15 protein-coding genes and 1 pseudogene are annotated in these 22229 nt (G+C 43.5%); 6 read left to right on the top strand and 10 right to left on the bottom strand.

Translation table 11 applies throughout. The annotated features are described in order from the left end of the window. Positions 1 to 71 precede the first annotated feature (71 nt). The 9 genes from R7P35_RS07860 to R7P35_RS07820 all read right to left on the bottom strand — a co-directional run bounded on the left by R7P35_RS07860 (position 72) and on the right by R7P35_RS07820 (position 13057). Positions 72 to 1631 (bottom strand): SpoVR family protein, encoded by a 1560-nt coding sequence (locus R7P35_RS07860; RefSeq protein ID WP_005378449.1) that lies wholly within the window; start codon positions 1629 to 1631, stop codon positions 72 to 74. An 11-nt stretch (positions 1632 to 1642) separates the two neighbouring features. After that, positions 1643 to 2914, bottom strand: a complete 1272-nt coding sequence (locus R7P35_RS07855) for a YeaH/YhbH family protein (protein ID WP_005378448.1) — start codon at positions 2912 to 2914, stop codon at positions 1643 to 1645. A 47-nt stretch (positions 2915 to 2961) separates the two neighbouring features. Next, positions 2962 to 4896, bottom strand: coding sequence for a PrkA family serine protein kinase (locus tag R7P35_RS07850; RefSeq protein WP_005378447.1), 1935 nt, complete (start codon positions 4894 to 4896; stop codon positions 2962 to 2964). Positions 4897 to 5389: 493 nt separating this feature from the next. Next, positions 5390 to 5890, bottom strand: coding sequence for a YfbU family protein (locus tag R7P35_RS07845; protein WP_005378446.1), 501 nt, complete (start codon positions 5888 to 5890; stop codon positions 5390 to 5392). A 136-nt stretch (positions 5891 to 6026) separates the two neighbouring features. Then, positions 6027 to 6692 carry an energy-coupling factor ABC transporter permease gene (locus tag R7P35_RS07840; protein ID WP_104978939.1) on the bottom strand — a complete coding sequence of 222 codons (666 nt, stop codon included), beginning with the start codon at positions 6690 to 6692 and terminating at the stop codon, positions 6027 to 6029. Positions 6693 to 6846: 154 nt separating this feature from the next. Further along, positions 6847 to 7587 (bottom strand): pyruvate formate lyase 1-activating protein, encoded by a 741-nt coding sequence (pflA, locus tag R7P35_RS07835; protein ID WP_005387854.1) that lies wholly within the window; start codon positions 7585 to 7587, stop codon positions 6847 to 6849. A gap of 211 nt (positions 7588 to 7798) precedes the next feature. Beyond that, positions 7799 to 8776 (bottom strand): lipid A deacylase LpxR family protein, encoded by a 978-nt coding sequence (locus R7P35_RS07830; protein ID WP_005378443.1) that lies wholly within the window; start codon positions 8774 to 8776, stop codon positions 7799 to 7801. A 153-nt stretch (positions 8777 to 8929) separates the two neighbouring features. Continuing rightward, positions 8930 to 11206: a formate C-acetyltransferase gene (gene pflB, locus R7P35_RS07825; RefSeq protein ID WP_318091941.1), complete on the bottom strand. Its 2277-nt coding sequence runs from the start codon at positions 11204 to 11206 to the stop codon at positions 8930 to 8932. A gap of 303 nt (positions 11207 to 11509) precedes the next feature. Then, on the bottom strand, positions 11510 to 13057 hold the full coding sequence (locus R7P35_RS07820) for a DUF3360 family protein (RefSeq protein WP_005378441.1): 1548 nt from the start codon (positions 13055 to 13057) through the stop codon (positions 11510 to 11512). A gap of 453 nt (positions 13058 to 13510) precedes the next feature. On the opposite strand from R7P35_RS07820, the gene R7P35_RS07815 reads away from it, so the two are divergent. The 6 genes and pseudogenes from R7P35_RS07815 to R7P35_RS07790 all read left to right on the top strand — a co-directional run bounded on the left by R7P35_RS07815 (position 13511) and on the right by R7P35_RS07790 (position 21256). Next, entirely contained in the window at positions 13511 to 14986 is a 1476-nt protein-coding gene (locus R7P35_RS07815) for a hypothetical protein (RefSeq protein WP_017820023.1), read from the top strand. Positions 14987 to 15250: 264 nt separating this feature from the next. Continuing rightward, entirely contained in the window at positions 15251 to 16021 is a 771-nt protein-coding gene (locus R7P35_RS07810; protein WP_005378438.1) for an ABC transporter ATP-binding protein, read from the top strand. 83 nt (positions 16022 to 16104) lie between these two features. Next, positions 16105 to 16875 carry an ABC transporter substrate-binding protein gene (locus R7P35_RS07805; RefSeq protein WP_005378437.1) on the top strand — a complete coding sequence of 257 codons (771 nt, stop codon included), beginning with the start codon at positions 16105 to 16107 and terminating at the stop codon, positions 16873 to 16875. Positions 16876 to 16956: 81 nt separating this feature from the next. Beyond that, positions 16957 to 17697 carry an ABC transporter permease gene (locus R7P35_RS07800; protein ID WP_005378436.1) on the top strand — a complete coding sequence of 247 codons (741 nt, stop codon included), beginning with the start codon at positions 16957 to 16959 and terminating at the stop codon, positions 17695 to 17697. A gap of 3 nt (positions 17698 to 17700) precedes the next feature. Continuing rightward, positions 17701 to 18378 carry an ABC transporter permease gene (locus R7P35_RS07795; RefSeq protein WP_005378435.1) on the top strand — a complete coding sequence of 226 codons (678 nt, stop codon included), beginning with the start codon at positions 17701 to 17703 and terminating at the stop codon, positions 18376 to 18378. A 154-nt stretch (positions 18379 to 18532) separates the two neighbouring features. Beyond that, positions 18533 to 21256: pseudogene (locus R7P35_RS07790) on the top strand (ImpA family metalloprotease). Between the two features lie 92 nt (positions 21257 to 21348). On the opposite strand, the gene xthA reads toward R7P35_RS07790, so the two are convergent. Beyond that, a complete protein-coding gene (xthA, locus tag R7P35_RS07785; RefSeq protein WP_005378433.1) occupies positions 21349 to 22155 on the bottom strand; it encodes an exodeoxyribonuclease III in 807 nt (268 codons plus the stop codon). Positions 22156 to 22229 lie beyond the last annotated feature (74 nt).

Genomic DNA, 22229 nt, shown 5'->3' with positions numbered 1-22229 from the left:
CAGATAGATTTAAGAATAAACAAGGCTCCTGAATTAGGAGCCTTTTTGTTTTACTTGTATCGAGGTATTAGTTAAATGTTAGTGTCGTATTGGTTCCGTTTAGGGCAGGTCGCTAAGACTTCTCGGTGACCGGTGTCTTTCACTTCTTGGAGAATGACATCAAAGCCCCATAATCGATACACGTGCTTTAGAACTTCTTCGTAACTATCATCAAGTGGGATGCGGTTGTGAGGAACGTACTGCAACGTAAGCGAGCGATCACCACGGACATCGACATTAAACACCTGAATGTTTGGCTCAAGATTAGATAAGTTATACTGAGCGGCTAGGGTTTCTCTAATGCGTTTATAACCCATCTCATCGTGTATCGCAGCGACTTCAATAAAGTTCTTATGATCATCATCGTTGATCGCAAACAACTTGAAATCACGCATTAATTTCGGAGAAAGGTATTGGCTAATAAAGCTTTCATCTTTGAAATTATGCATCGCGAAATGCACTGCATCTAACCAGTCGGTTCCTGCTAGGTCTGGAAACCACTCTTTGTCCTCATCAGTTGGTTCTTCACAGATACGCTTAATATCTCGGAACATGGCAAAGCCTAACGCGTAGGGGTTAATGCCATTAAAGTAAGGGCTGTTATAAGGTGGCTGAGCCACGACACTGGTGTGGCTATGTAAGAACTCTAGAATGAATTTTTCAGACACCAAGCCCTCATCATAAAGATGGTTGAGTATGGTGTAGTGCCAGAACGTTGCCCAGCCCTCATTCATAACTTGCGTTTGTTTTTGCGGATAAAAATACTGACTGATCTTACGGACGATCCGAACAACTTCACGTTGCCACGGCTCTAGCAACGGCGCATGTTTTTCGAAGAAGTAGAGCAAGTTTTCCTGAGGCTCGCTTGGGAATCGCTCTTTGATGTCTTCCTCTTTCGTCTTGGCTGTCGGTACGGTGCGCCAAAGCTCATTAACTTGAGATTGTAGGTATGCTTCGCGTTCTTCTTGTCTTGCTTTTTCCTCTGTAATTGAGATTTTCTCTGGACGCTTGTAGCGGTCTACACCAAAGTTCATTAACGCGTGACAAGAGTCGAGCAGCTTTTCCACTTCTTTTACGCCATATCGTTCTTCACATTCGGCTAAGTACTTTTTGGCGAACAGCAGATAGTCGATAATAGAACTGGCGTCAGTCCACGTTTGGAATAGGTAGTTACCTTTGAAAAAAGAGTTATGGCCGTAACACGCGTGCGCTATCACGAGTGCTTGCATTGTTACCGTATTTTCTTCCATCAAATAAGCAATACAAGGGTCGGAGTTAATCACAATCTCGTAGGCTAACCCCATTTGACCATGTTTATAGTTCTGCTCTGTTTGAATGAATTTTTTACCAAATGACCAGTGGTTGTAATTGATTGGCATGCCGATACTTGAATAGGCATCCATCATCTGCTCTGAAGTAATCACTTCTATTTGGTTAGGGTAAGTGTCTAGGCGATAATGCTCCGCGACACGCTTAATTTCTTTGTGGTATCGCTCTAACAGCTCAAATGTCCAATCTGGTCCATCTGGCAACACTTTACTGTTACGCTTCTTAGGCGCCTCTCCTGAGAGGTTTCTCGTTGCGGTATTCATCGCTAGCCTCCTTACGCCGTTTCTTTTTGGAATAGTTCACGAAAGACTGGGAAAATATCCTCCACAGAGCGAATGTTTTTCATTGCGAAATTAGGAAACTCTTCAGTGAGTTTTTCGTACTCATGCCATAGAGTTTGGTGCGAGCGCCGCGTGATCTCTATGTAAGAGTAGTACTGACAGTTTGGAAGTAATTTGTTCACTAACAGATCCCGGCATCTTGGCGAATCATCTGCCCAGTTGTCACCGTCGGATGCTTGAGCTGCATATATGTTCCACTGACCAATCGGGTATCGCTCTTTTACTATTTCATCCATTAACTTGAGCGCGCTAGATACAATGGTACCCCCGGTTTCTTGTGAGTAGAAAAATTCGTGCTCGTCCACTTCCTTCGCTTGGGTATGGTGGCGGATAAAGACGACTTCGACATTCTCGTAGGTACGAGTTAAGAACAAGTACAAAAGAACATAGAAGCGTTTTGCGATGTCTTTCGTTGCCTGATCCATCGAACCGGATACGTCCATTAGACAGAACATGACCGCTTGGCTCGATGGTACCGGGCGTTTCTCATAGTTCTTGAAGCGTAAGTCGAAGGTATCGATGAACGGCACGCTTTCGATTTTCTTGCGCAGTTCTTCAATTTCAGCCTTCAAGCGGTTCTCTTCAAACTGCTGAGCAGGTTCAATATTTTTGATGCGAGCAAGTTCGTCTTCTAACTCTTTAAGAAGTCGTTTCTTACCAGCAGTCATTGCAGTACGGCGCGCAAGAGATTGTTGCAGAGAGCGTACTACGGCGATATTGGAAGGGATACCGGCAGTTTGAAAGCCTGCACGGTGCGTTTTCCATTCTGTGATTTTGGCAATTTGGTTTTTTTCTAGATTAGGCAGCTCGAGATCTTCGAACAAAATATCGAGGTACTCATCTTTTGATATTTGGAATACAAATTCGTCTTGGCCTTCTCCATCTGGACTGGCGTTCCCTTCTCCAGAGCCGCTACCTTGACCGCCACCTTTGGGACGCTCAATTTTATCACCAGTAATGAATTGGTCGTTACCGGGATGAACTCGTTCTCGAACACCACCTTTGCCTTGATGAAATATAGGCTCATTGATGTCTTTGTGAGGGATAGAGACGTCTTCGCCCGTTTCCGTATTCGTAATCGAGCGTCGATTCACTGCGTCTGCTACCGACTCTTTTATTTGCTCTTTGTGGCGCTTCAAGAAGCGCTGTCGATTAACAGCGCTCTTGTTCTTGCCATTGAGCCTTCGGTCTATAAATTGCGCCATGAAATAGCCCTCTTCATGTTTCACAAGCGACCTAACTCAATACTGGGTTAGGATGACTTACGTACTCGTAGGTACCACTCAGAAAGTAGGCGAACCTGTTTCTCGGTATAGCCTTTTTCCATCATGCGAGCGACAAAGTCGTCATGCTTCTTCTGATCTTCAGAAGAGGTTTTCGCATTAAATGAGATAACCGGAAGTAGCTCTTCGGTATTGGAGAACATTTTCTTCTCGATTACTGTGCGCAGTTTTTCGTAGCTGGTCCAAACCGGGTTTTGACCATTGTTATTCGCTTTCGCACGAAGCACAAAGTTAACGATTTCGTTTCGGAAATCTTTCGGGTTAGAAATACCAGCTGTTTTTTCGATCTTCTCTAGCTCAGCATTCAGTGAAGAGCGATCAAATAGCTGACCAGTTTCTGGATCTCGGTACTCTTGGTCTTGAATCCAGAAGTCTGCATAGGTGACATATCGGTCGAAGATGTTTTGGCCGTATTCAGAGTAAGACTCAAGATAAGCGGTCTGAATCTCTTTACCGATAAATTCAACGTATCGAGGTACTAGGTAGCCTTTCAAGAACTCGAGATATTTCTCTGCTGTTTCAGCAGGGAACTGTTCGCGCTCAACCTGTTGTTCAATCACATAGAATAGATGTACAGGGTTGGCTGCCACTTCGGTTTGGTCGAAGTTAAATACGCGTGACAAAATCTTAAAGGCAAAACGTGTTGAGAGACCGTTCATGCCTTCATCGACACCAGCATAATCACGATACTCTTGATAGCTTTTTGCCTTTGGATCCGTATCTTTCAGCGTTTCACCGTCGTATACGCGCATCTTAGAGAAGATGGACGAGTTTTCAGGCTCTTTAAGTCGAGAAAGAATACTGAATTGTGCCAGAGTCTCGAGCGTGCTTGGTGAACAAGGGGCTTGAGACAACTCACTGTTTTCGAGAAGTTTTTGGTAGATTTTGACTTCTTCTGAAACACGTAGACAGTAAGGTACTTTCACAATATAAACACGGTCCAAGAACGCTTCATTGTTCTTGTTGTTACGGAAGGTCTGCCACTCAGATTCGTTTGAGTGAGCCAGAATCATACCGTCGAATGGAATCGCAGAAAGGCCTTCTGTACCGTTGAAGTTGCCTTCTTGCGTTGCTGTTAACAGCGGGTGAAGCACTTTGATTGGTGCTTTGAACATCTCAACGAATTCCATTAAACCTTGGTTTGCTTTACACAGCGCACCGGAGTAGCTGTAAGCGTCTGGATCGTCTTGCGAATAGTGTTCAAGCTTACGAATATCGACTTTACCAACCAATGATGAGATATCTTGGTTGTTTTCATCGCCTGGTTCAGTTTTGGCAATACCGATTTGGTCAAGGATAGAAGGGCGTACTTTCACTACTTTAAATTTGGTGATATCACCACCAAACTCGTGAAGACGTTTAGCGGCCCAAGGAGACATGATCGAGCGAAGATAACGGTGCTCGATGCCATATTCTTTTTTCAAAATATCGCCATCTTCTGTGGCTTTGAATAGGCAGAATGGATGGTCATTCACTGGGCTGCGTTCGCCGTTAGCAGTAAGAACATAAATAGGCATCTGTTCCATCAGAGCCTTAAGCTTTTCTGCAAGCGAAGACTTACCGCCACCTACAGGGCCGAGTAAGTAAAGAATCTGCTTACGCTCTTCTAGGCCTTGCGCCGCATGTTTTAGGTAAGACACAATTTGTTCTATGGCATCTTCCATGCCATAAAAGTCTTTAAAGGTTTCATAACGAGAGATAACACGATTCGAGAAGATTCGGCTTAGTCTCGGATCCTTTGCCGTATCGATTATCTCTGGTTCACCAATCGCCATCAGTAGGCGTTCTGCTGCATTAGCATAAGCGCTTTTGTCATCTTTACACAGGGCTAAAAACTCCTGTAACGACATCTCTTCATCTTTTGCAGCTTCATATCTTGATTGATAGTGGTCGAAAATACTCATGTCGCTTTCCCCTTTAATAGTCAGTCTACCGACGAACGTTGATTCAGGCTTTCCACCAACAGTTATGCTCGTTGTTGTTTGAATATACGTCCTGTTATCACATTTGGTTCGTACAGAATGTAAGATTGGCGACACCAAAGACTTTGCTTTATGGACGGTTTTTTCGTTACAACGGTGAGCGGTGGATATGAATTTTTCAATCACAGCCTTTCTCTACTTAAGCCTAGTCGGGGATTTGCAATTTTGCTTAACAATTATGAATTTATTGTAAAAGTGACATTTGAATCACTCTTTTATTAAGGACGAATTTATGTCGTGAATAGGTGCAATAGAAATCAAATATTTGGCAAAGACAGAAGAGTCTCAGTGATTCGTTGTTCTACATTGAGCAAGGTAAGTGAAAGAGGTAGGAAGAGAGCAAAGTCTTAGATAAGTTTGTGACAGGGTAAATAACAAGGAGAGCGGGCGCTCTCCTCATTCTTAGACGACCATTTTATGCGCTGAAGATTTGCGCTAGTTCGTTTTCACATAAATGATACTGACGAGGGCAGTTACGCCAAGTTTGCAGCATACGGCGGTATTTATCTAGCATCGGCATTTGGCTGTTAAAGTGATGATCTGCCTTGTCAAACTGAGGGTACAAACCTTCAGAATCGATGAGAAAACGTACGTAATGTACTTGTTGCGCTTCTGAAGCGATATCAAATCCCAAGAACTTCAAGCGGCGCTGATCTACGTTGCTGCGGTCTTCATCGTCTAGCATGTTGTAAGATTCTTGCATCGCATGATACATCTCCATAACGTCGATGATCTCACGACATTCTGCTTCTGAGAGGCAGCCGAAATCTTTGTTCAACTCTCGCATTTGTAGTTCATAACCACGTTCAACGATCGTTTGTAAGCGTTTGTATTTGGCCGCATTACTTGGATCAAGTTGAGACATAAGGTTGTATTGGTTTGATAGAATCAAACGTTGAGCGTTTGACATTTCCATGGTGACCTCACTAGATATCTAATACATTTTTAATGTGCTTAGGTTAACGCTTAAGACATGAGTGAAACATGATCTCAACACATATTTAATACTAAAAAATGGCAAGAACTGTCACTTTTGACCAGTTTGAAAACACTTATTTATGGTAATGATTGTATATGTAGTCTCGGTCTGAAAATACTCTCAGCCACTCTGGCTTGAATACGGTTAAAACCGCCAGTGCCATACCATTTAATAGACCTTCTGGAAAGGCGAGCAACGGCACAAAAACAAAGTAGTTATGTTGAATGGTTTCCCAATCGTAGTGACCAACTGATAGGTGATAAAAAGAGTTAATGATGAGGTGCAGACTTCCTGTTATCGCGCCATTGAAAAATCCAGCAACGAAGATGAAAACAAAAATGTTTCGTGGCAAGTAGTGGTAACTCAGAAGAAACACTAAGTAACTAATGAAAATCGGAATTAGGGCAGATAGAACTAACGACGTGGGTAAGAGTAGCAAGGACACATCATGTAGTAGGTGGTTGACCAACATAGCGGGAATGCTGAGTATAAATGCCATGCGCCAACCATACATCATCGTCAGCGTTGTTAGTGCAAGAAAATGAATCTGTAATCCTTCTTTTACACCTGCTTGAGCGGCCCATAAAATACTGAAAAAGAAGAGCGTTGCAAAAACGAGGTGCTGAAATCCTTTTTCTTTTTCCAGTTTGGGCCAAACGACTTTTTTCCAATCTGGTAGGCAGTAGACTACTACTATCCAAATTGAGACAACAAGAGAGCCTAAGTTAAACAAATCCATGTTACTTCCTTCCTATGCGAACATGACGCAATCATTTCTATCGTTCTTTTTATACCTAAATGACCGCAGAGAAACTCACTGATAAGGCTTAGATATAATCAAAAAAATACCAGCAATAAGCTGGTATTTTAAAGAGGTTAGTCTTGCGGTTCACTTAGTATTTTACGTTATCGTTGTATTGAGCAAGAATGGATTGAATTTCATCCATGGTTTCTTTCGGTGGCGGGTTTACGCCTTCGAGTGGGTATTCTAAGCCTAACGCTTCCCACTTATGAGCCCCTAATTTGTGGTAAGGAAGTAACTCGACCTTTTCGATGTTATCCATGTCTTTGATAAATTCACCAAGCATGTGTGCTGCTTCTGGGTCATCTGTGTAACCAGGCACGACGACATAGCGAATCCATGTTTTCTTTCCGATTTTTTGCAAGTAACGAGCAAAGTCCAATGTGCGTCGGTTGGATACACCGATGAGATCTTGGTGCACTTCGTCTTTCATGTGTTTGATGTCAAGCATGACTAAGTCTGTTGCATCCAGTACTTCATCGATAACATCAGTGTGCTTACGAACATAACCGTTAGTATCTAGACATGTATGAATGCCTTCGGTTTTAGCTGCGCGGAAAAAATCACGTACGAATTCCGGTTGAAGCATCGCTTCGCCGCCAGAACAAGTAACGCCACCACCTGATGCATTCATGAAGTGGCGGTAACTTTTCGCTTCGGAAATGATTTCTTCAACCGTGACTTCTTTGCCATCATGCGTGTCCCAAGTATCGCGGTTATGGCAATACTTACAGCGCATTAAACAACCTTGCAAGAAGACGATAAATCGAATACCAGGTCCGTCTACGGTACCACATGACTCAAATGAGTGAATACGACCAGCTGTTGACATCTTTTGCTCTCATTACTAGTAAATTCTAGCTGTTATTTTATTACAAAAAGCAGGGTTAAAACAGCTTTGTCGGTACTAAAGGCAAGGTTATTTGAAGAAAGAAAATAGATGGAGCCAATCTGCATAAACGCTTGAACACGAGGTGGTTAATACCTACCCCGAGAACTTGCCGTGTATCTAGATTGACTTCGATGCTGGGATAATCCAGTTTTTAGAAAAAGGCGAACACGGAGAACGAGCCTGTCCCATAAACATCGGTTTGGGCTTCTTCATAATCCGGTGTTTTAATTGTAAAGGTGATGCTTGCACCGTAATTTTGGTTGTACCAAGATACTCCCGCGACGGCACTTGCTTGCCAATTTTGCAGTGTGACGTCGTATGGCGCTGACGGTTCAGGAATGCCAGGACGATCTCCTTCGATAGTCATGTCATTAAAGCGGTAACGACCTTCAAACCCGGTGAACAAGAACCAACTCGACGTGTTCTGAGCGATCATACTTGCTGAGAAAGGGCTTTCGACACTGATATTGGCGGCTCCGATGCTATTCGCTAGGTTTGTACCCCAACGAAACATGACGCCTTGAGAGACATCACTACGGAAGTTACCCGCATTGATGTCGTTAATGTTGGTGATCTCCCATTGTGTTTTTTGTTCTTCGCTGCGCATCAATTTGTTAAATACGCGGTAACCAAGGCTGAACGCCACTTTATCTTCAATCTGGTAATCCCAACCTTGAGGGTCCGTCGATCCTGTTATGCCGTGAACGATTTCTTGCGCCTTTTCTGATAGCGAACTTTCACCCGTAGTTCCTATGGTGAAATTGTACCGTACAGCTTTGTCACTCGTTAGGGAAAGGTAGTTGATTTCGGTGTGTAGGTAACCGGCATATGGGCGATCATTGATTAGTGGATAATCGGCTTCAATGTCGCTTGGAGTCCACATCTTGTGGCCAAGAACCAACTCTATTTTATCGATATTGGCGTGCTCTGAGTTAGCTAGACTCAGCCATTTCCATTGGCTTTCTTGTGTCAGTTGGTCTGTCGCGTAAGAAAGGAAAACACCATTCGTATAGTCTTGATCGACGCCAAAAATACCATCGTTGTCGATGGTAAAAGAAACCGTAGACTTAGTGGATGCTATTGCAACTGGAGAAAGAAGGGTAAGAATAATTAATTTACTAAATCTCATAGACTTTATTTGCTAACTTTTTTCGCATCATACGTAAGAATGCGGGCAAAAGTCTTTCGCGATATCACAACTTTCATTCAAGAAATAAAAAAAGGCTGATGCTACTTAGCATCAGCCTTTGTTGTATTACTAGAACGTTATTTCGCTATAGTCTTATAGAGACTCAGTGAATGTACGCGCGATTACGTCAGCTTGTTGCTCTGCAGTTAGAGAGTTGAAGCGAACAGCGTAACCAGATACACGGATTGTTAGCTGAGGGTATTTCTCTGGGTGCTTAACTGCGTCTTCTAGAGTTTCACGGTTAAGAACGTTCACGTTTAGGTGTTGACCACCTTCGATACCCGCTTCGTGGTGGAAGTAACCATCCATAAGACCAGCAAGGTTAGCGCGTTGTGAACCCTCATCTTTACCTAGTGCGTTAGGTACGATAGAGAATGTGTAAGAGATACCATCTTGTGCGTCAGCAAACGGCAGTTTAGCAACTGAAGTTAGTGATGCTACAGCACCTTTCTCGTCACGACCGTGCATTGGGTTTGCACCTGGAGCAAATGGAGCACCAGCACGACGACCGTCAGGCGTGTTACCAGTTTTCTTACCGTAAACCACGTTTGAAGTGATAGTAAGAATTGACTGAGTAGGGATTGCATCACGGTAAGTCTTAAGCTTACGGATTTTGCCCATAAATACAGAAACAAGTTCACATGCAATGTCATCAACGCGTGGGTCGTTGTTACCGAATTTAGGGTAATCGCCTTCGATTTCGAAGTCGATTGCTAGACCGTCTTCGTCACGAATTGGCTTAACTTTTGCGTATTTAATTGCAGATAGTGAGTCAGCCGCAACAGATAGACCAGCAATACCACAAGCCATAGTACGTTTAACGTCACGGTCGTGTAGAGCCATTAGTGCCGCTTCGTAGCTGTACTTATCGTGCATGAAGTGGATAGCGTTTAGTGCAGTCACATATTGTTTCGCTAGCCAATCCATCAAGTGGTCCATTTTCTCCCACAGTTCATCGTAGTTAAGAACATCGCCTTCGATCTTAGGCATTTGCGGGCCAACTTGGATTTTTAGCTTCTCATCCACACCACCGTTGATGGTGTAAAGCATTGTTTTCGCAAGGTTCGCACGAGCACCGAAGAACTGCATTTGCTTACCAACAACCATTGGAGATACACAACATGCGATCGCGTAGTCGTCAGAGTTCATGTCTGGACGCATTAGGTCGTCATTTTCGTACTGAATAGAAGAAGTATCGATAGATACTTTCGCACAGAACTTCTTGAAGCCTTCAGGTAGTTGCTCAGACCAAAGAACAGTGATGTTTGGCTCTGGAGAAGGACCCATAGTGTATAGTGAGTTTAGGAAACGGAAGTTTGTACGAGTAACTAGCGTACGACCGTCAAGACCCATACCACCCATAGACTCAGTTGCCCAGATAGGGTCGCCAGAGAATAGATCATCGTACTCAGGAGTACGTAGGAAACGAACCATACGTAGTTTCATTACGAAGTGGTCGATCATTTCCTGAGCTTGTTCTTCAGTTAGCTTACCAGCCGCGATATCACGTTCGATGAAGATGTCTAGGAACGTAGAAGTACGACCTAGAGACATAGCCGCACCGTTTTGAGATTTAACAGCAGCTAGGTAACCGAAGTAAGTCCACTGAATAGCTTCTTGCGCAGTTTCAGCAGGACGAGAAATATCACAACCGTATTTTGCAGCCATTTCTTTGATTTGACCTAGAGCACGGTGTTGCTCTGCGATCTCTTCACGAAGCTGCATTGTCATTTGTAGGTCTTCGCCGTTCTCAAAACGCTCTTGTAGAGAAGAGAACTGCGCGAATTTATCCTTCATTAGGAAGTCAATACCGTATAGAGCAACACGACGGTAGTCACCGATGATACGACCACGACCGTATGCATCTGGAAGACCAGTCAGTACGCCAGATTTACGACACGCCATGATTTGAGGAGTGTAGATATCGAAAACGCCTTGGTTGTGAGTTTTACGGTATTCTGTGTAGATTTTTTTAACTTGTGGGTCTAGCTCGCGGTCGTAGGCTTTGCATGAACCTTCAACCATGCGGATACCACCGTTAGGGATGATCGCACGTTTTAGAGGAGCGTCAGTTTGAAGACCTACGATAGTTTCTAGGTCTTTTTCGATGTAGCCTGCATCGTGAGCAGTGATGGTAGAGATAACTGAAGTATCAAAATCAACAGGAGCGTGAGTCGCGTTCTCTTGTTTGATGCCTTCCATTACCTTAGCCCAAAGCTTGTTAGTCGCTTCAGTACCTTCAGAAACTAGGAAAGATTCGTCGCCTTCGTACGGAGTGTAGTTCTTCTGAATGAAATCACGAACGTTTACTTCGTTTTGCCAGTCGCCTGCAGCAAAACCTTCCCAAGCTTTAGCAAATTGCTCTGCCATGACATACCTACCTTTTTAGTAGAAAAAAATACGTACTGCTTCGCCGTTGAGCCAGCTATCCCCAGATAAAAGAGGGGAACAGTACACTCTTATGAATAACAATATTTATAGTCTTAAATTTACGTATTCGATTTACAAAACTATAAATATTGTCACTAGTTTTAACGTTTCTCTTTTTAAGCAACAGTTAGAGGTTAAACTAAAATTTTTTTGCAAACCTTAAACTAAATCAATAAATCCTCAAAAATCTCGATAAAAATGGGGTAGCGACGAGCGCTACCCACAAATTTCTAGACTGCTAGCTTATAGCCAAGCTTGGATGCCATACTGGCCTTCAAGCATACCAACTGCAAGCATAGCAACTAAACAGATAACAAGTACGCTTACTGGGATCACAATCTTGTCTACAAATGATAGGCGAGACGCGCGCTCTTTATCTCCAATTAAACCGTTGTTATCTAAAAGCATAGTTAGTGCCCAAGCTAGAACTGGGTTAACAACGGCAGAACCAAAGATACAGATACCTGCTGCTTGTGAGTCTTTCGAGTCCTTCACCATCTGCATGCCAGCTTCAAGCAGTGGTAGAGATACACCAACGAGAAGAGCAACGCGCATAACTGGAGGCCATACTGCAACGTCCATAGGAAAACCAAGGATTGCAACAATAATACATAGAGAGCCTAGTAAGATGGCACCAGCAGGAATAGGGCGTTTCGCGATTGCAGCAGGGATCATGTAAGTCCCCCAAGATGATGTGATGTTACCACCACCCACTGCAGTACCGACCATTTGGCGAACGGAACACATTGTCATTGTGTCATCAACGTCCATCAGCACTTTCTCACTCTTACGTGGGTAGTTCATCTCTTGGAAGATACGGTGACCCAAGAAGTCAGGTGACCACATTGCTACCGCAAGAATGGCGAATGGTAGTGAAGCGATGAAGTGTTCCATATTAGGAAGACCAAGCATCCAACCTTCTTCTGTTGAACCCCACCAGTAGATTGGATTTAGGTTTGGAAGGCCTGTCTCGGTTACGAATTTAATATCGAAGCCTGCGCCAAGAGCCAGTGCGATTGCAAGCCCAGTGAAGGCACAAACAGGGATCGCTAGCCAGCGTTTGTTCACTTTAGCAAGGAACGCGTATAAGCCAATGGTAACCGCAAGAACAATCAGACCGATGTAACCCATGCTACCAGCGGCAACCGTATCGGATTGCAAACCAACAGCCCAAGCTTGAATAGAGTTAATTTGGCTCATGGTTCCGGTTAAACCTAGGAAAATAAGAAGGCCACCAGCCGTACCTTCAGAGGTGAGGTTAACCAGTTTTGACCCACCTTTTAAGAGGCTCAAAATCAAACCAAACACACCAATGAGAATTGCTAATGCAAGAGGGTGAGCACCAGCAAGAGCAATGGTACCAATAAGAGGGATCATTGGGCCGTGGTTGCCTGCTAGGTTGGCTTTAGGGTTAATAAAACCAGAGGCAAGTACACAGAAAAGAAGTGCAGGGATGAGCATTTCTACACGCGCAACTTCGATAGCAAAGTCCTTGCCTAAGTTTACGTGGTCCCATGCTGCAGTAAGACCTTCAGCCCAAGACATCATTACCGCAGAGTACATTGCGATAATACCGATAGTACCAGCAAGTGCTGGAACAAGGTCTTCAAGCTCAAAGCGGAAGTCACGACCTGGCAAGTTCAAGCCAAAACGACGTGGCTTCATGATTTGTAGTTCGTGGTCTAGGTAGTCTGAACGGCTTGCGAACTCAGATGCTGGACGATGAAGCTCACGGTAGCTCTTGGTCTCGATATCTGAATCAGAGTGCGTTTTGTTAACTGCGTCTGACATAGATTCCTCATATATTTAAAAGTTATGAATTCTTCATTCAATTGTGTTAATCCGCATCCTGCGGCACGCTTATGCTAGCTATTGTTAGATTTGTTACACGTCGACACTGTGCCTAAGCATAGCTAATAACTTATTGTGTTGAGGCACAAAAAAAGCCTCATCTTTTGGCAGGAGTCTAGCAAGATAGCCATTTAGGGTGATTGATTTAGATCACTTTAAGAATGGTTGTGAAATAAAACTACAGAAAGTTTCTGGCATGCGAATGAGATGCGGAGATCTTGTGTAATTTCATTACACAAGTTGCATAAAATTAGAACTTTTTGTCCTTTTGCACGAGATGCAGATTAAATGTCAATATTCACGATGATTATATAAAGCTGGCTTTATTCTTGCTTTGGACAGAGCAAAGACAATTTTTTGGCTAATCATTGCCGCTCAGTTTAGGAAAAAGACATGAAACAGCTTAAAGTACTGCCACTAGTGGCAATCATCTCAGGGTTAATGGTCGGTTGCGGCGGCGGTGGCGGCGGTGGCGGTGGTGCAGCGCCGAAAACTGCGTTTACTTTTGATTTTGCTATACCAGCAACAATGACTGAAAGTGAAGCAACTACGAAAGGTTGTACTGTATATGACCACAAAACTGAGCTGAACGGCGATAAAACGGTTTTAACCTATAGTGCAGCGTCAAAAGAGCAAGTGACCAACTATGTTATCGGTTACTACTCTGATGCCGATGGCAAAAGATCCGGAGACATTATCAAACCTACCACTGATAACTTTAAGTTTTATCTTGAAGATATCCCTGACGGCGGCTTTGTAACGTTTCAAGCAATAGAATTTAACGGCAAAGAAGCTCGCGTAAACACGTTTTCAAAAGAGTTCTTGCAAGATAAGAAACTACGTAATGCTACTTTTGCACTAAACCGAGACTCTTTGAACAAATGCTTTACTGGCGGTAACTTAGCAAGCAATAAGTTTACTAACTTAGATTACCGAAACGCTGAATCAGGTGGCGGAGATTACAACTTTGTCTCGCAAACCGATATTTTCACGTCTCCGAACCCTGATATGTTGCCTACTGATGAACTGATGGGGCTTAAAGGTGAACCAACGGCATTGTTTCAGTATGAATCAGGTTCAAGCGACAAAGCGCTTTACCAATATGGTATTGGTTCGTGGGGAACTGGTGAGATAGCCTTAGTTAGAGCGGATAATACGTCAAACATTTATTCGTCTTCTGACTATACTTACGACTCGCTTAACATTGGCTTTGTTACTAACGGCTTTGCATATGACGCGTTGAAGCTGGATAAAACGGCCGTTGAATATAATCGCCCTAGTGCAACGAATAAAGAAACTTGGGTATACATGGCGTTCTCAGAGAATCAAGTTAATGGTTGGGAGTCTCTACTTAACGAAACGATCTCTGACGGATGGGATATTGACGTTGATCCGAGTGCTTACTTAAATATTGATAACCTGCCGAACACAAAACCAAGTGTATCAACGCAAGGAAGTGCAGAGTCCGTGATTGATCTGGACATGGGCTTAACATCGTCTACTGAAGGCTTTACTCGTGTCGCTTACTTTGCAACTTCAGGCGACTACAGAGTCACACATCGCATTTTCACAACAAGTGATAGTGATTCTGTTGTTGTTCCTGAATTGCATTACTACAACTTCCCAACATCGGCCGTTAACGGTTTGAAGGTTTCAGCTTCGGACGATTTTAATCGCACTGCTTTAGTAGTGAATGAAGATAGTAATATTGATTCTAAAGTTTTCATGAGCTTCTTCTCCAATGGTGAAGCGTCAGAGCCTGAACTAGATGAAGACCTAGATGGCATCATTACTTCTGAAAAAGAAGGCTTAGAAAATGAAGTGACATTACGTACTTCAAACTCGTTGGTAGTCAGTCGTTTTAATTAATTCATTGCGACCTCGAATAGGTTTCAATTAACACTTTTGTAAATTTATTAAGCCCCTTTGAAAGGGGCTTTTTTATATTTAATATTCAACTTTTGAAGAATATGTTGCTATATATTGCATATTAATTTGTCTATCGTATCTTTCTATTCGAATTATTTAGGTTAATAATTTGTTGCAAGTTTCAAAGGGCGGTGCTAATTTGTTCCGAATTAGAGAGGGCGGAGTCCCTTAATTGCAGTGACAAAAACACAGGGAGTAGGGCGCATGAATGATGTACCAGCGCTAGATATAAAAGACCTGCACAAAACATTTGGACAAAATGAAGTTTTAAAAGGCATTTCACTTGCCGCGCACAAAGGAGATGTTATCTCCATCATTGGCTCTTCCGGCTCAGGTAAGAGTACCTTTCTCAGATGTATCAACTTGCTAGAAACGCCTACCGCGGGCGAAATTTGGGTAAATGGTGAATTAATCCAAATGAAGAACAACAGAGCAGGTGAATCTGTTCCTGCTAATGAAAAGCAAGTCCAACGTATTCGCTCACGCCTGGCAATGGTTTTCCAAGGTTTCAACCTCTGGTCTCACCTAACCGTACTAGAAAACGTGATTGAGGCGCCTGTTCATGTCTTAGGCGTGCCAAAAGCTCAAGCGATTGAAAATGCAGAAGTCTTGCTTAAGAAAGTAGGCTTGTATGAGCGTAAAGATTATTACCCTGGGCACTTATCTGGCGGCCAGCAGCAACGTGCAGCTATTGCCCGTGCGCTAGCAGTTGACCCAGAGGTGATGTTGTTTGACGAGCCAACTTCTGCGCTTGACCCAGAACTTGTAGGAGAAGTTCTGGGGGTAATGAGAGATTTGGCAGATGAAGGGCGAACTATGCTGGTGGTCACGCACGAAATGGCGTTTGCGCGTGACGTATCAAACCATGTGATGTTTTTACATCAAGGCTTAGTGGAAGAACAGGGAAATCCAGCTAAGCTATTTACAAACCCGGATTCAGAACGATTACAGCAGTTTATCTCATCCATTTACTAATATTTGTTAGGCGGCAGACTATTGCCTCCTAAGCCAACACAACAAACAAAACGAAATAAAATAGCAATCACAGGAGTATGGAAATGAAAAAGTGGTTATTAGCAGCAACGATTGCTGCAACGGCTGTATCAGGTGTTGCCCAAGCGAAAGAATGGAAAACAGTTCGCTTTGGTATCGAAGGTGCTTACCCTCCGTTTAGCTGGACAGAAACTGATGGCTCAATAAAAGGCTTTGACGTAGACATGGCAAATGCACTCTGTGAAGAGATGCAAGTGAAGTGCAAAATCGTCGCTCAAGATTGGGATGGTATTATTCCTTCTCTGCTTGCACGTAAGTACGATGCCATCATCGCAGCAATGTCTATCACTGAAGAGCGCAAGAAAAAAGTCGATTTCACTGGCAAGTACGCACAAATTCCAAATAAATTTATCGCTAAGAAAGGTGCGGGTCTAGATTTTGATAATCTTAAAGATGTCAAAATTGGCGTGCAACGTGCGACGACACATGACAAGTACTTAACTGACAACTACGGCGATGATGTTGAAATTGTGCGTTATGGCTCTTTTGATGAAGCGTATCTTGATCTAGAAAATGGTCGAATTGCTGCTGTTTTAGGTGATGCTTCTGCTCTAGAAGAGGGTGTGATCAACAAAGCAGGTGGCGAAGCTTATGAGTTTGTTGGACCATCGTTAACCGATCCAAAATGGTTTGGCGAAGGTATGGGTATCGCTGTTCGTAAACAAGACAAAGATCTAACGAAGAAACTCGACGCAGCAATTATTTCACTACGTGAGAAAGGTGTTTACCAAGAAATTGCTGGTAAATACTTTAACTACGATGTGTACGGTGAATAAACCGTAATTAAGCGACCGTTGGCTTGTTCCTAGAAGTAGTCAACGGTCGATTTTTTGAGTTTAGGGATTAGGAACTCACCTATGCTAGATTTACAAGGATACGAAGCTTCGATTTTGAAAGGAGCTTTAGTAACAATAGAAGTTGCAGTGCTTTCACTCATTCTCGCCATGGTCTTAGGCATGCTTGGCGCATTAGCTAAGTTAGCGCCTTACAAATGGGCAAGGGCGATTGCCACTCTTTACACCACCGTCATTCGCGGCATTCCAGATTTGGTTCTGATGATGCTAATTTTCTTTGGTGGACAAATACTTTTAAATAACAGCCTTTACTCCATCAACGAAACGCTCAACGAGTGGTTTGCCTCGAGTGATCCAAACCATGAATGGACGTCTTACTTACCTGATTATATTGATGTCAGCCCATTTATAGCTGGTGTACTCACGATTGGTTTTATCTTTGGCGCCTACATGGCGGAGACTTTTCGTGGAGCGATCATGGCGGTGGACAAGGGTGAATTAGAAGCGGCGAAAGCTTATGGGATGAGCTCTGCTTTATCGTTTAGAAGAATCTTGCTTCCTCAGATGATTCGTCATGCACTACCTGGATTTGGTAATAACTGGTTAGTGTTACTTAAGACCACTGCGTTAGTTTCCATTATTGGTCTGGATGACATGGTGAGAATGAGCTCATTGGCAGCAGGTACGACCAAAATGCCGTTCACCTTTTACATGGCTGTCGCGCTCATCTTTCTATTTTTTACCAGCGTTTCGACCGGGCTACTCAAGCTTGTTGAGCGTAAGTTCAGTATTCATGCGAGGTAAGTTATGGACTTTTCTTTGATTATTGAAAGCTTTCCAACTTATCTTCAGGGGCTTTGGACAACAGTTTGGTTAGTGGGATTAGCGTTGGTTATTGGCTTGTGTGTCTCTATCCCATTAGCCGTGGCACGCAATAGTACCAATTACGCTCTAAGCTTACCTTCTTGGGGATTCATTTACTTTTTCCGTGGAACGCCGCTATTGGTTCAGCTGTATTTGATTTACTACGGTATGGATCAGTTTTTCCCTGTTAAAGACACCTTGTGGGAGAACGCTTGGTTCTGTGCTTTGGTCGCTTTTATTCTTAATACATCGGCTTACACCGCAGAAATTATTCGTGGTGCGATTAATGGTTTGCCGAAAGGTGAGGTGGAAGCTGCGAAAGCCTATGGCATGAGTAAGTTTATGACATACAGACGTATTATCTTGCCGAGTGCATTGCGTCGAGCATTACCAGCTTATTCCAACGAGGTCATATTTATGCTGCACGGAAGTGCAGTCGCGGGCATCGTTACCATCATGGATTTAACTGGTGCTGCGCGTCTAGTTAACTCGCGCTACTATGCACCATTTGAGTCTTTCCTGACGGCGGGGCTGTTCTACATGGCACTGACGTTTATGATTTTGTGGTGTTTCAAAGTGGCAGAGAAGCGTTTCTTAGCTTATCTGCGTCCTTTAAGCTAATTATCAATAGAGGCAATAGCACCGGAGTGGGTGCTATTGCTTTTGATAATTTTGTTATCTTCATTCCTATTTTTCCAGCCGATGTAAAAGACTCTTTCTTATTATTCATTAACTTACATTAACATTCGATAAACTCATTGTTTAGTAAGTAAAAATGAAAAAAACAATTCTATCGTTGGGCATTGCCGCCTTAGCCACAGGATGTGGTGGGGGAGAGGGAGAATCACAACCTAATGCTCAAGTAAAACCAACGCAAGCTCCAGTTCAACAAGCTCTGGAAACTGGTAATGCACTGCTCGTTTCTGACCCGAGCGATTTCATTCGAGAAAGTCGTCAGGTTGTAGAAGCCCACAAGATGCAGTCGAATACGATCAAATCTGCAATTGCGAAAAGCCTTTCAGGTCTTTATTGGGATCCAACCCATGATGCCGCGATCTTGGCACCTCAGTATGGCTTCAACGACACCATCTTGATGACCAATAAGGCCATGGCAAGCGGTTACAAAGATCAAGCTCTGTCAATTGGCGTTGCCGGGGATAAGTCTAATGGTCAACGTTACGCACTATTAGGTAGTAACCCATTTAGAACGGCACAACGTTTTCCCGACTCTTCCAACGCGGCGATGACGCAATGGTTAAGTAACCTGGTCACTTGGTTGTCGGGTGGAGTTACTTCAAACGTCGTCATCGCGCAAATGGATCAGTCTTATTACTTTCCGGATGAGCAAGCGACTCGGAATTGGCTGAAAGACAATGTTTCACAAGAGCTGGCGTTTAACGAGGCCAACCTATGCGATGGTTCGAAGCTACTTAGCTGCTTGCAAACCAATACTCCAAACTTATTGATCTTGTCACAGCATCTGCAATCTGGAGATACCAACAAACCAGTACTCGAAGCTTTGGAATACGCTGAGCAAGCCCAAATTCCTGTTCTATACCTGCATTGGGATGGAGGACTAACTGATCTTGGCCAAGACATTTTGGAAAAATTCCATGTTGATTATGTGGGAGATAACTATTGGCGTAAGTTAGGCTTGGTCGACTGGGAACCTTCATCGTTGATGAACGTTGTGCCGGACTCTGTCATCACACAACAAGCGCTGTTGTCTCGTTTTGAATCTCAAAATTTCAACGTTGACTTGTCAAAGTGTGATGACAAATCCTGCCCTGACACTGCGAATATGGACAGTCAATTTTATGCAGGGGCAAACAGCATTCGCCATTGGTTGCAAAAGCTTGATGAACAAAAAGTAGATTTGTTTAATCAAAACGGCTACCAATACGAAAAACTCATGGTATTGCTGGCTGATCATTATCGTCAAACGGTTGTCTTCCCGATGGACAAACAATCAACCCAAATGACCGAATTCCTAAAGTCGTACTTTGCCGATTACGTGCAATACAACAGCCGAAGCGTAAACCCAAAACAACCAAATATGGGGAACTTCAGCCGTAGTGAGTTTAGCCCTGACATAAAGAGAATCAGTGCAACGATTAATATGGAATAAAAGCGTAACTTCCGTTCGGCTGGTGTGTATGCGCTTCCTGGGGAAACCTTTACGGTTAAACGTAATGACAGCAATGATGTGGCGACTAAGATTGTCATCAACACTTTAAGAAGTGGTGCAACTCATGAGTTCAGCAAAGATGGATACACGCGACCAAAACTGCTGACTTCATTCGGCTATGAAGTAAAGCCGGGTGAAACCATCACGCTGACTTCTCCTTATGGTGGTCCAGTACAGGTTCACTTTGACAAAAATGATGTTCCGGTTGAACTGAAATTTAATCATGTGGCACAGCATCCAGTTTGGAGAAGTGAGAAGGACAACGACGCTTTTATTCAACAGTTAGAAGCCAATTTATTCGATTGGGCTGAGCTGATCACTCCTGGGTTTGAAGTACACTCAAAGCGCGACAAAATGTTGGAGTCGGTCAACGATGAAATGTGGTCTACCCCTTCGGAAATGGCGCTTGCAACAGAAGAATATGTTCACAACTACCCGCATGTGCTGGCAGGTTTCCAAGGGCCGGGCATAGATGAAGTGCCTGAAATTATTCAATACGCCCAAAACCAAGGTTGGGAAATCGCCAATATTGATATAGTGAAGCACATGAACGCTGACCAAGCGACGTGTGGTTATGGTTGTTCGGGTAACCCTTACGATGCTTACTGGTCATTCAGCCCACTCGGTCACGGTGATTTACATGAGCTTGGTCATGGTTTAGAAAAAGGTCGATTCCGATTTTCAGGCTGGGAAGGGCATTCAACGACCAATTACTACTCGTATTACAGTAAGTCTCGTTTCTTCCAGAATACGGGAAAAGTTTCAACTTGCCAAAGCTTGGATTTCAAAGGCCAGTTTGAATTATTGCAAGCTAGCCGAACTCAAGCGGATCCAAACGCATACATGGCTGCGCAAAATCAAACCAGTTGGAGTTGGGGCGCTCGTGTTTACATTCAAATGATGATGGCGGCGCAGCATGAAGGTGTGCTTAAAAATGGTTGGCATTTATTGGCGCGCTTGCACCTGATTGAACGTGAGTTTAACCGCTTAAAATCGGACGACGCGCTTTGGGATGAGAGACGATTGAGCATTGGTTTTGCCAACTACTCTCGGGAAGAAGCAAATAGCATCTCGAACAACGACTGGTTGCTTATTGCTCTGAGCTACATCTCTCAGCGAGATATGACTAGCTATCTCGATATGTGGGGGTTCTCGTTCACAGAAAAAGCGAAACAGCAGGTTGTGGCGCTGAATCTACCGCCGATGCCGCTCACTTACTTTGCAAGTAGTAATACAGGCTACTGTCTGAACGAATTTGCTCAAACACCGATAACTATTGATGGTCAAACGGTTTGGCCGCTAAATCAGTGATTAACTGGTAATTTGTATGAAAAGGGAGACTGAGTCTCCCTTTTTATTGGACTAAGCTTAGCGTTGAGTCTCGCTTATAGCTTTGCAATATATTACTTAAATGTTGACCAGATTGGTGCGTGATCTGAAGGCTTCTCGATACCACGAAGCTCATAGTCGATACCAGATTCAATACACTTTTCCGCTAGAGAAGGGGTTGCCAAAATGACATCAATTCGTAGGCCACGGTTATCATCAAAACCGCGAGAACGGTAGTCAAACCACGAAAATTGATCGTTCACCTCTGGGTATAGCTTACGGAAGGTGTCCACAAAGCCCCAGTCTAGTAAGGTTTTCAACCATTCGCGCTCTTCAGGTTGGAATGAACATTTACCTGTTTTTAGCCAACGTTTACGGTTTGGTTCGCCGATACCGATATCTGCATCAATAGGGCTGATGTTGATGTCACCCATAACAATCAATTGCTCGTCGTTATTGTGATGATCGTTTAGGTAGGTCATCAGATCTTTATAGAATTGGCGCTTGTATGGGAATTTGGTTTCGTGGCTGATGTTATCCCCTTGAGGGAAATAGCCGTTTAGCACAGTGACCTTTTCGCCGTTTTCATTTAAAAACGTTGCCATGATCATGCGCTTTTGATGTTCCTCGTTATCCGTCGGGAACCCTTTTTGTACGTGTAGAGGCTCTTGCTTACAAAGCATTGCTACGCCGTAATGTGCTTTTTGACCATGGAAATACACTTTGTAGCCCATGGCTTCGACAGCTTCAATCGGGAATGCTTCATCGTGAACTTTAATTTCCTGAAGACCAATCACATCAGGTTGGTGTTTGTCGATTAGCGCTTGGAGTTGGTGCAGTCGCGCACGTAGTCCATTGATGTTAAAGCTGATTACTTTCATTATTTATCCTTTTGGGGGCGTACTTTTTTATGAATAGTATCATTGTGTAAGAGCACTGAAAATGAGTCTCGGTG

It is taken from the genome of Vibrio sp. Vb0304, from assembly GCF_033338995.1.
Lineage (GTDB): Bacteria > Pseudomonadota > Gammaproteobacteria > Enterobacterales > Vibrionaceae > Vibrio > Vibrio alginolyticus.
Note: the sequence above shows the minus strand (reverse complement) of the source record. Positions and strands in the feature narration are given on the sequence as shown.

Bases quoted from the DNA above. Each gene is read 5' to 3' on its own strand.
- R7P35_RS07855 (WP_005378448.1), bottom strand. From the start codon at position 2,914: ATGGCGCAATTTATAGACCGAAGGCTCAATGGCAAGAACAAGAGCGCT.
- R7P35_RS07800 (WP_005378436.1), top strand. From the start codon at position 16,957: ATGCTAGATTTACAAGGATACGAAGCTTCGATTTTGAAAGGAGCTTTA.
- pflB (WP_318091941.1), bottom strand. From the start codon at position 11,206: ATGGCAGAGCAATTTGCTAAAGCTTGGGAAGGTTTTGCTGCAGGCGAC.
- R7P35_RS07820 (WP_005378441.1), bottom strand. From the start codon at position 13,057: ATGTCAGACGCAGTTAACAAAACGCACTCTGATTCAGATATCGAGACC.
- R7P35_RS07830 (WP_005378443.1), bottom strand. From the start codon at position 8,776: ATGAGATTTAGTAAATTAATTATTCTTACCCTTCTTTCTCCAGTTGCA.
- R7P35_RS07815 (WP_017820023.1), top strand. From the start codon at position 13,511: ATGAAACAGCTTAAAGTACTGCCACTAGTGGCAATCATCTCAGGGTTA.
- xthA (WP_005378433.1), bottom strand. From the start codon at position 22,155: ATGAAAGTAATCAGCTTTAACATCAATGGACTACGTGCGCGACTGCAC.
- R7P35_RS07860 (WP_005378449.1), bottom strand. From the start codon at position 1,631: ATGAATACCGCAACGAGAAACCTCTCAGGAGAGGCGCCTAAGAAGCGT.
- R7P35_RS07795 (WP_005378435.1), top strand. From the start codon at position 17,701: ATGGACTTTTCTTTGATTATTGAAAGCTTTCCAACTTATCTTCAGGGG.
- R7P35_RS07810 (WP_005378438.1), top strand. From the start codon at position 15,251: ATGAATGATGTACCAGCGCTAGATATAAAAGACCTGCACAAAACATTT.
- R7P35_RS07850 (WP_005378447.1), bottom strand. From the start codon at position 4,896: ATGAGTATTTTCGACCACTATCAATCAAGATATGAAGCTGCAAAAGAT.
- R7P35_RS07845 (WP_005378446.1), bottom strand. From the start codon at position 5,890: ATGGAAATGTCAAACGCTCAACGTTTGATTCTATCAAACCAATACAAC.
- pflA (WP_005387854.1), bottom strand. From the start codon at position 7,587: ATGTCAACAGCTGGTCGTATTCACTCATTTGAGTCATGTGGTACCGTA.
- R7P35_RS07805 (WP_005378437.1), top strand. From the start codon at position 16,105: ATGAAAAAGTGGTTATTAGCAGCAACGATTGCTGCAACGGCTGTATCA.
- R7P35_RS07840 (WP_104978939.1), bottom strand. From the start codon at position 6,692: ATGGATTTGTTTAACTTAGGCTCTCTTGTTGTCTCAATTTGGATAGTA.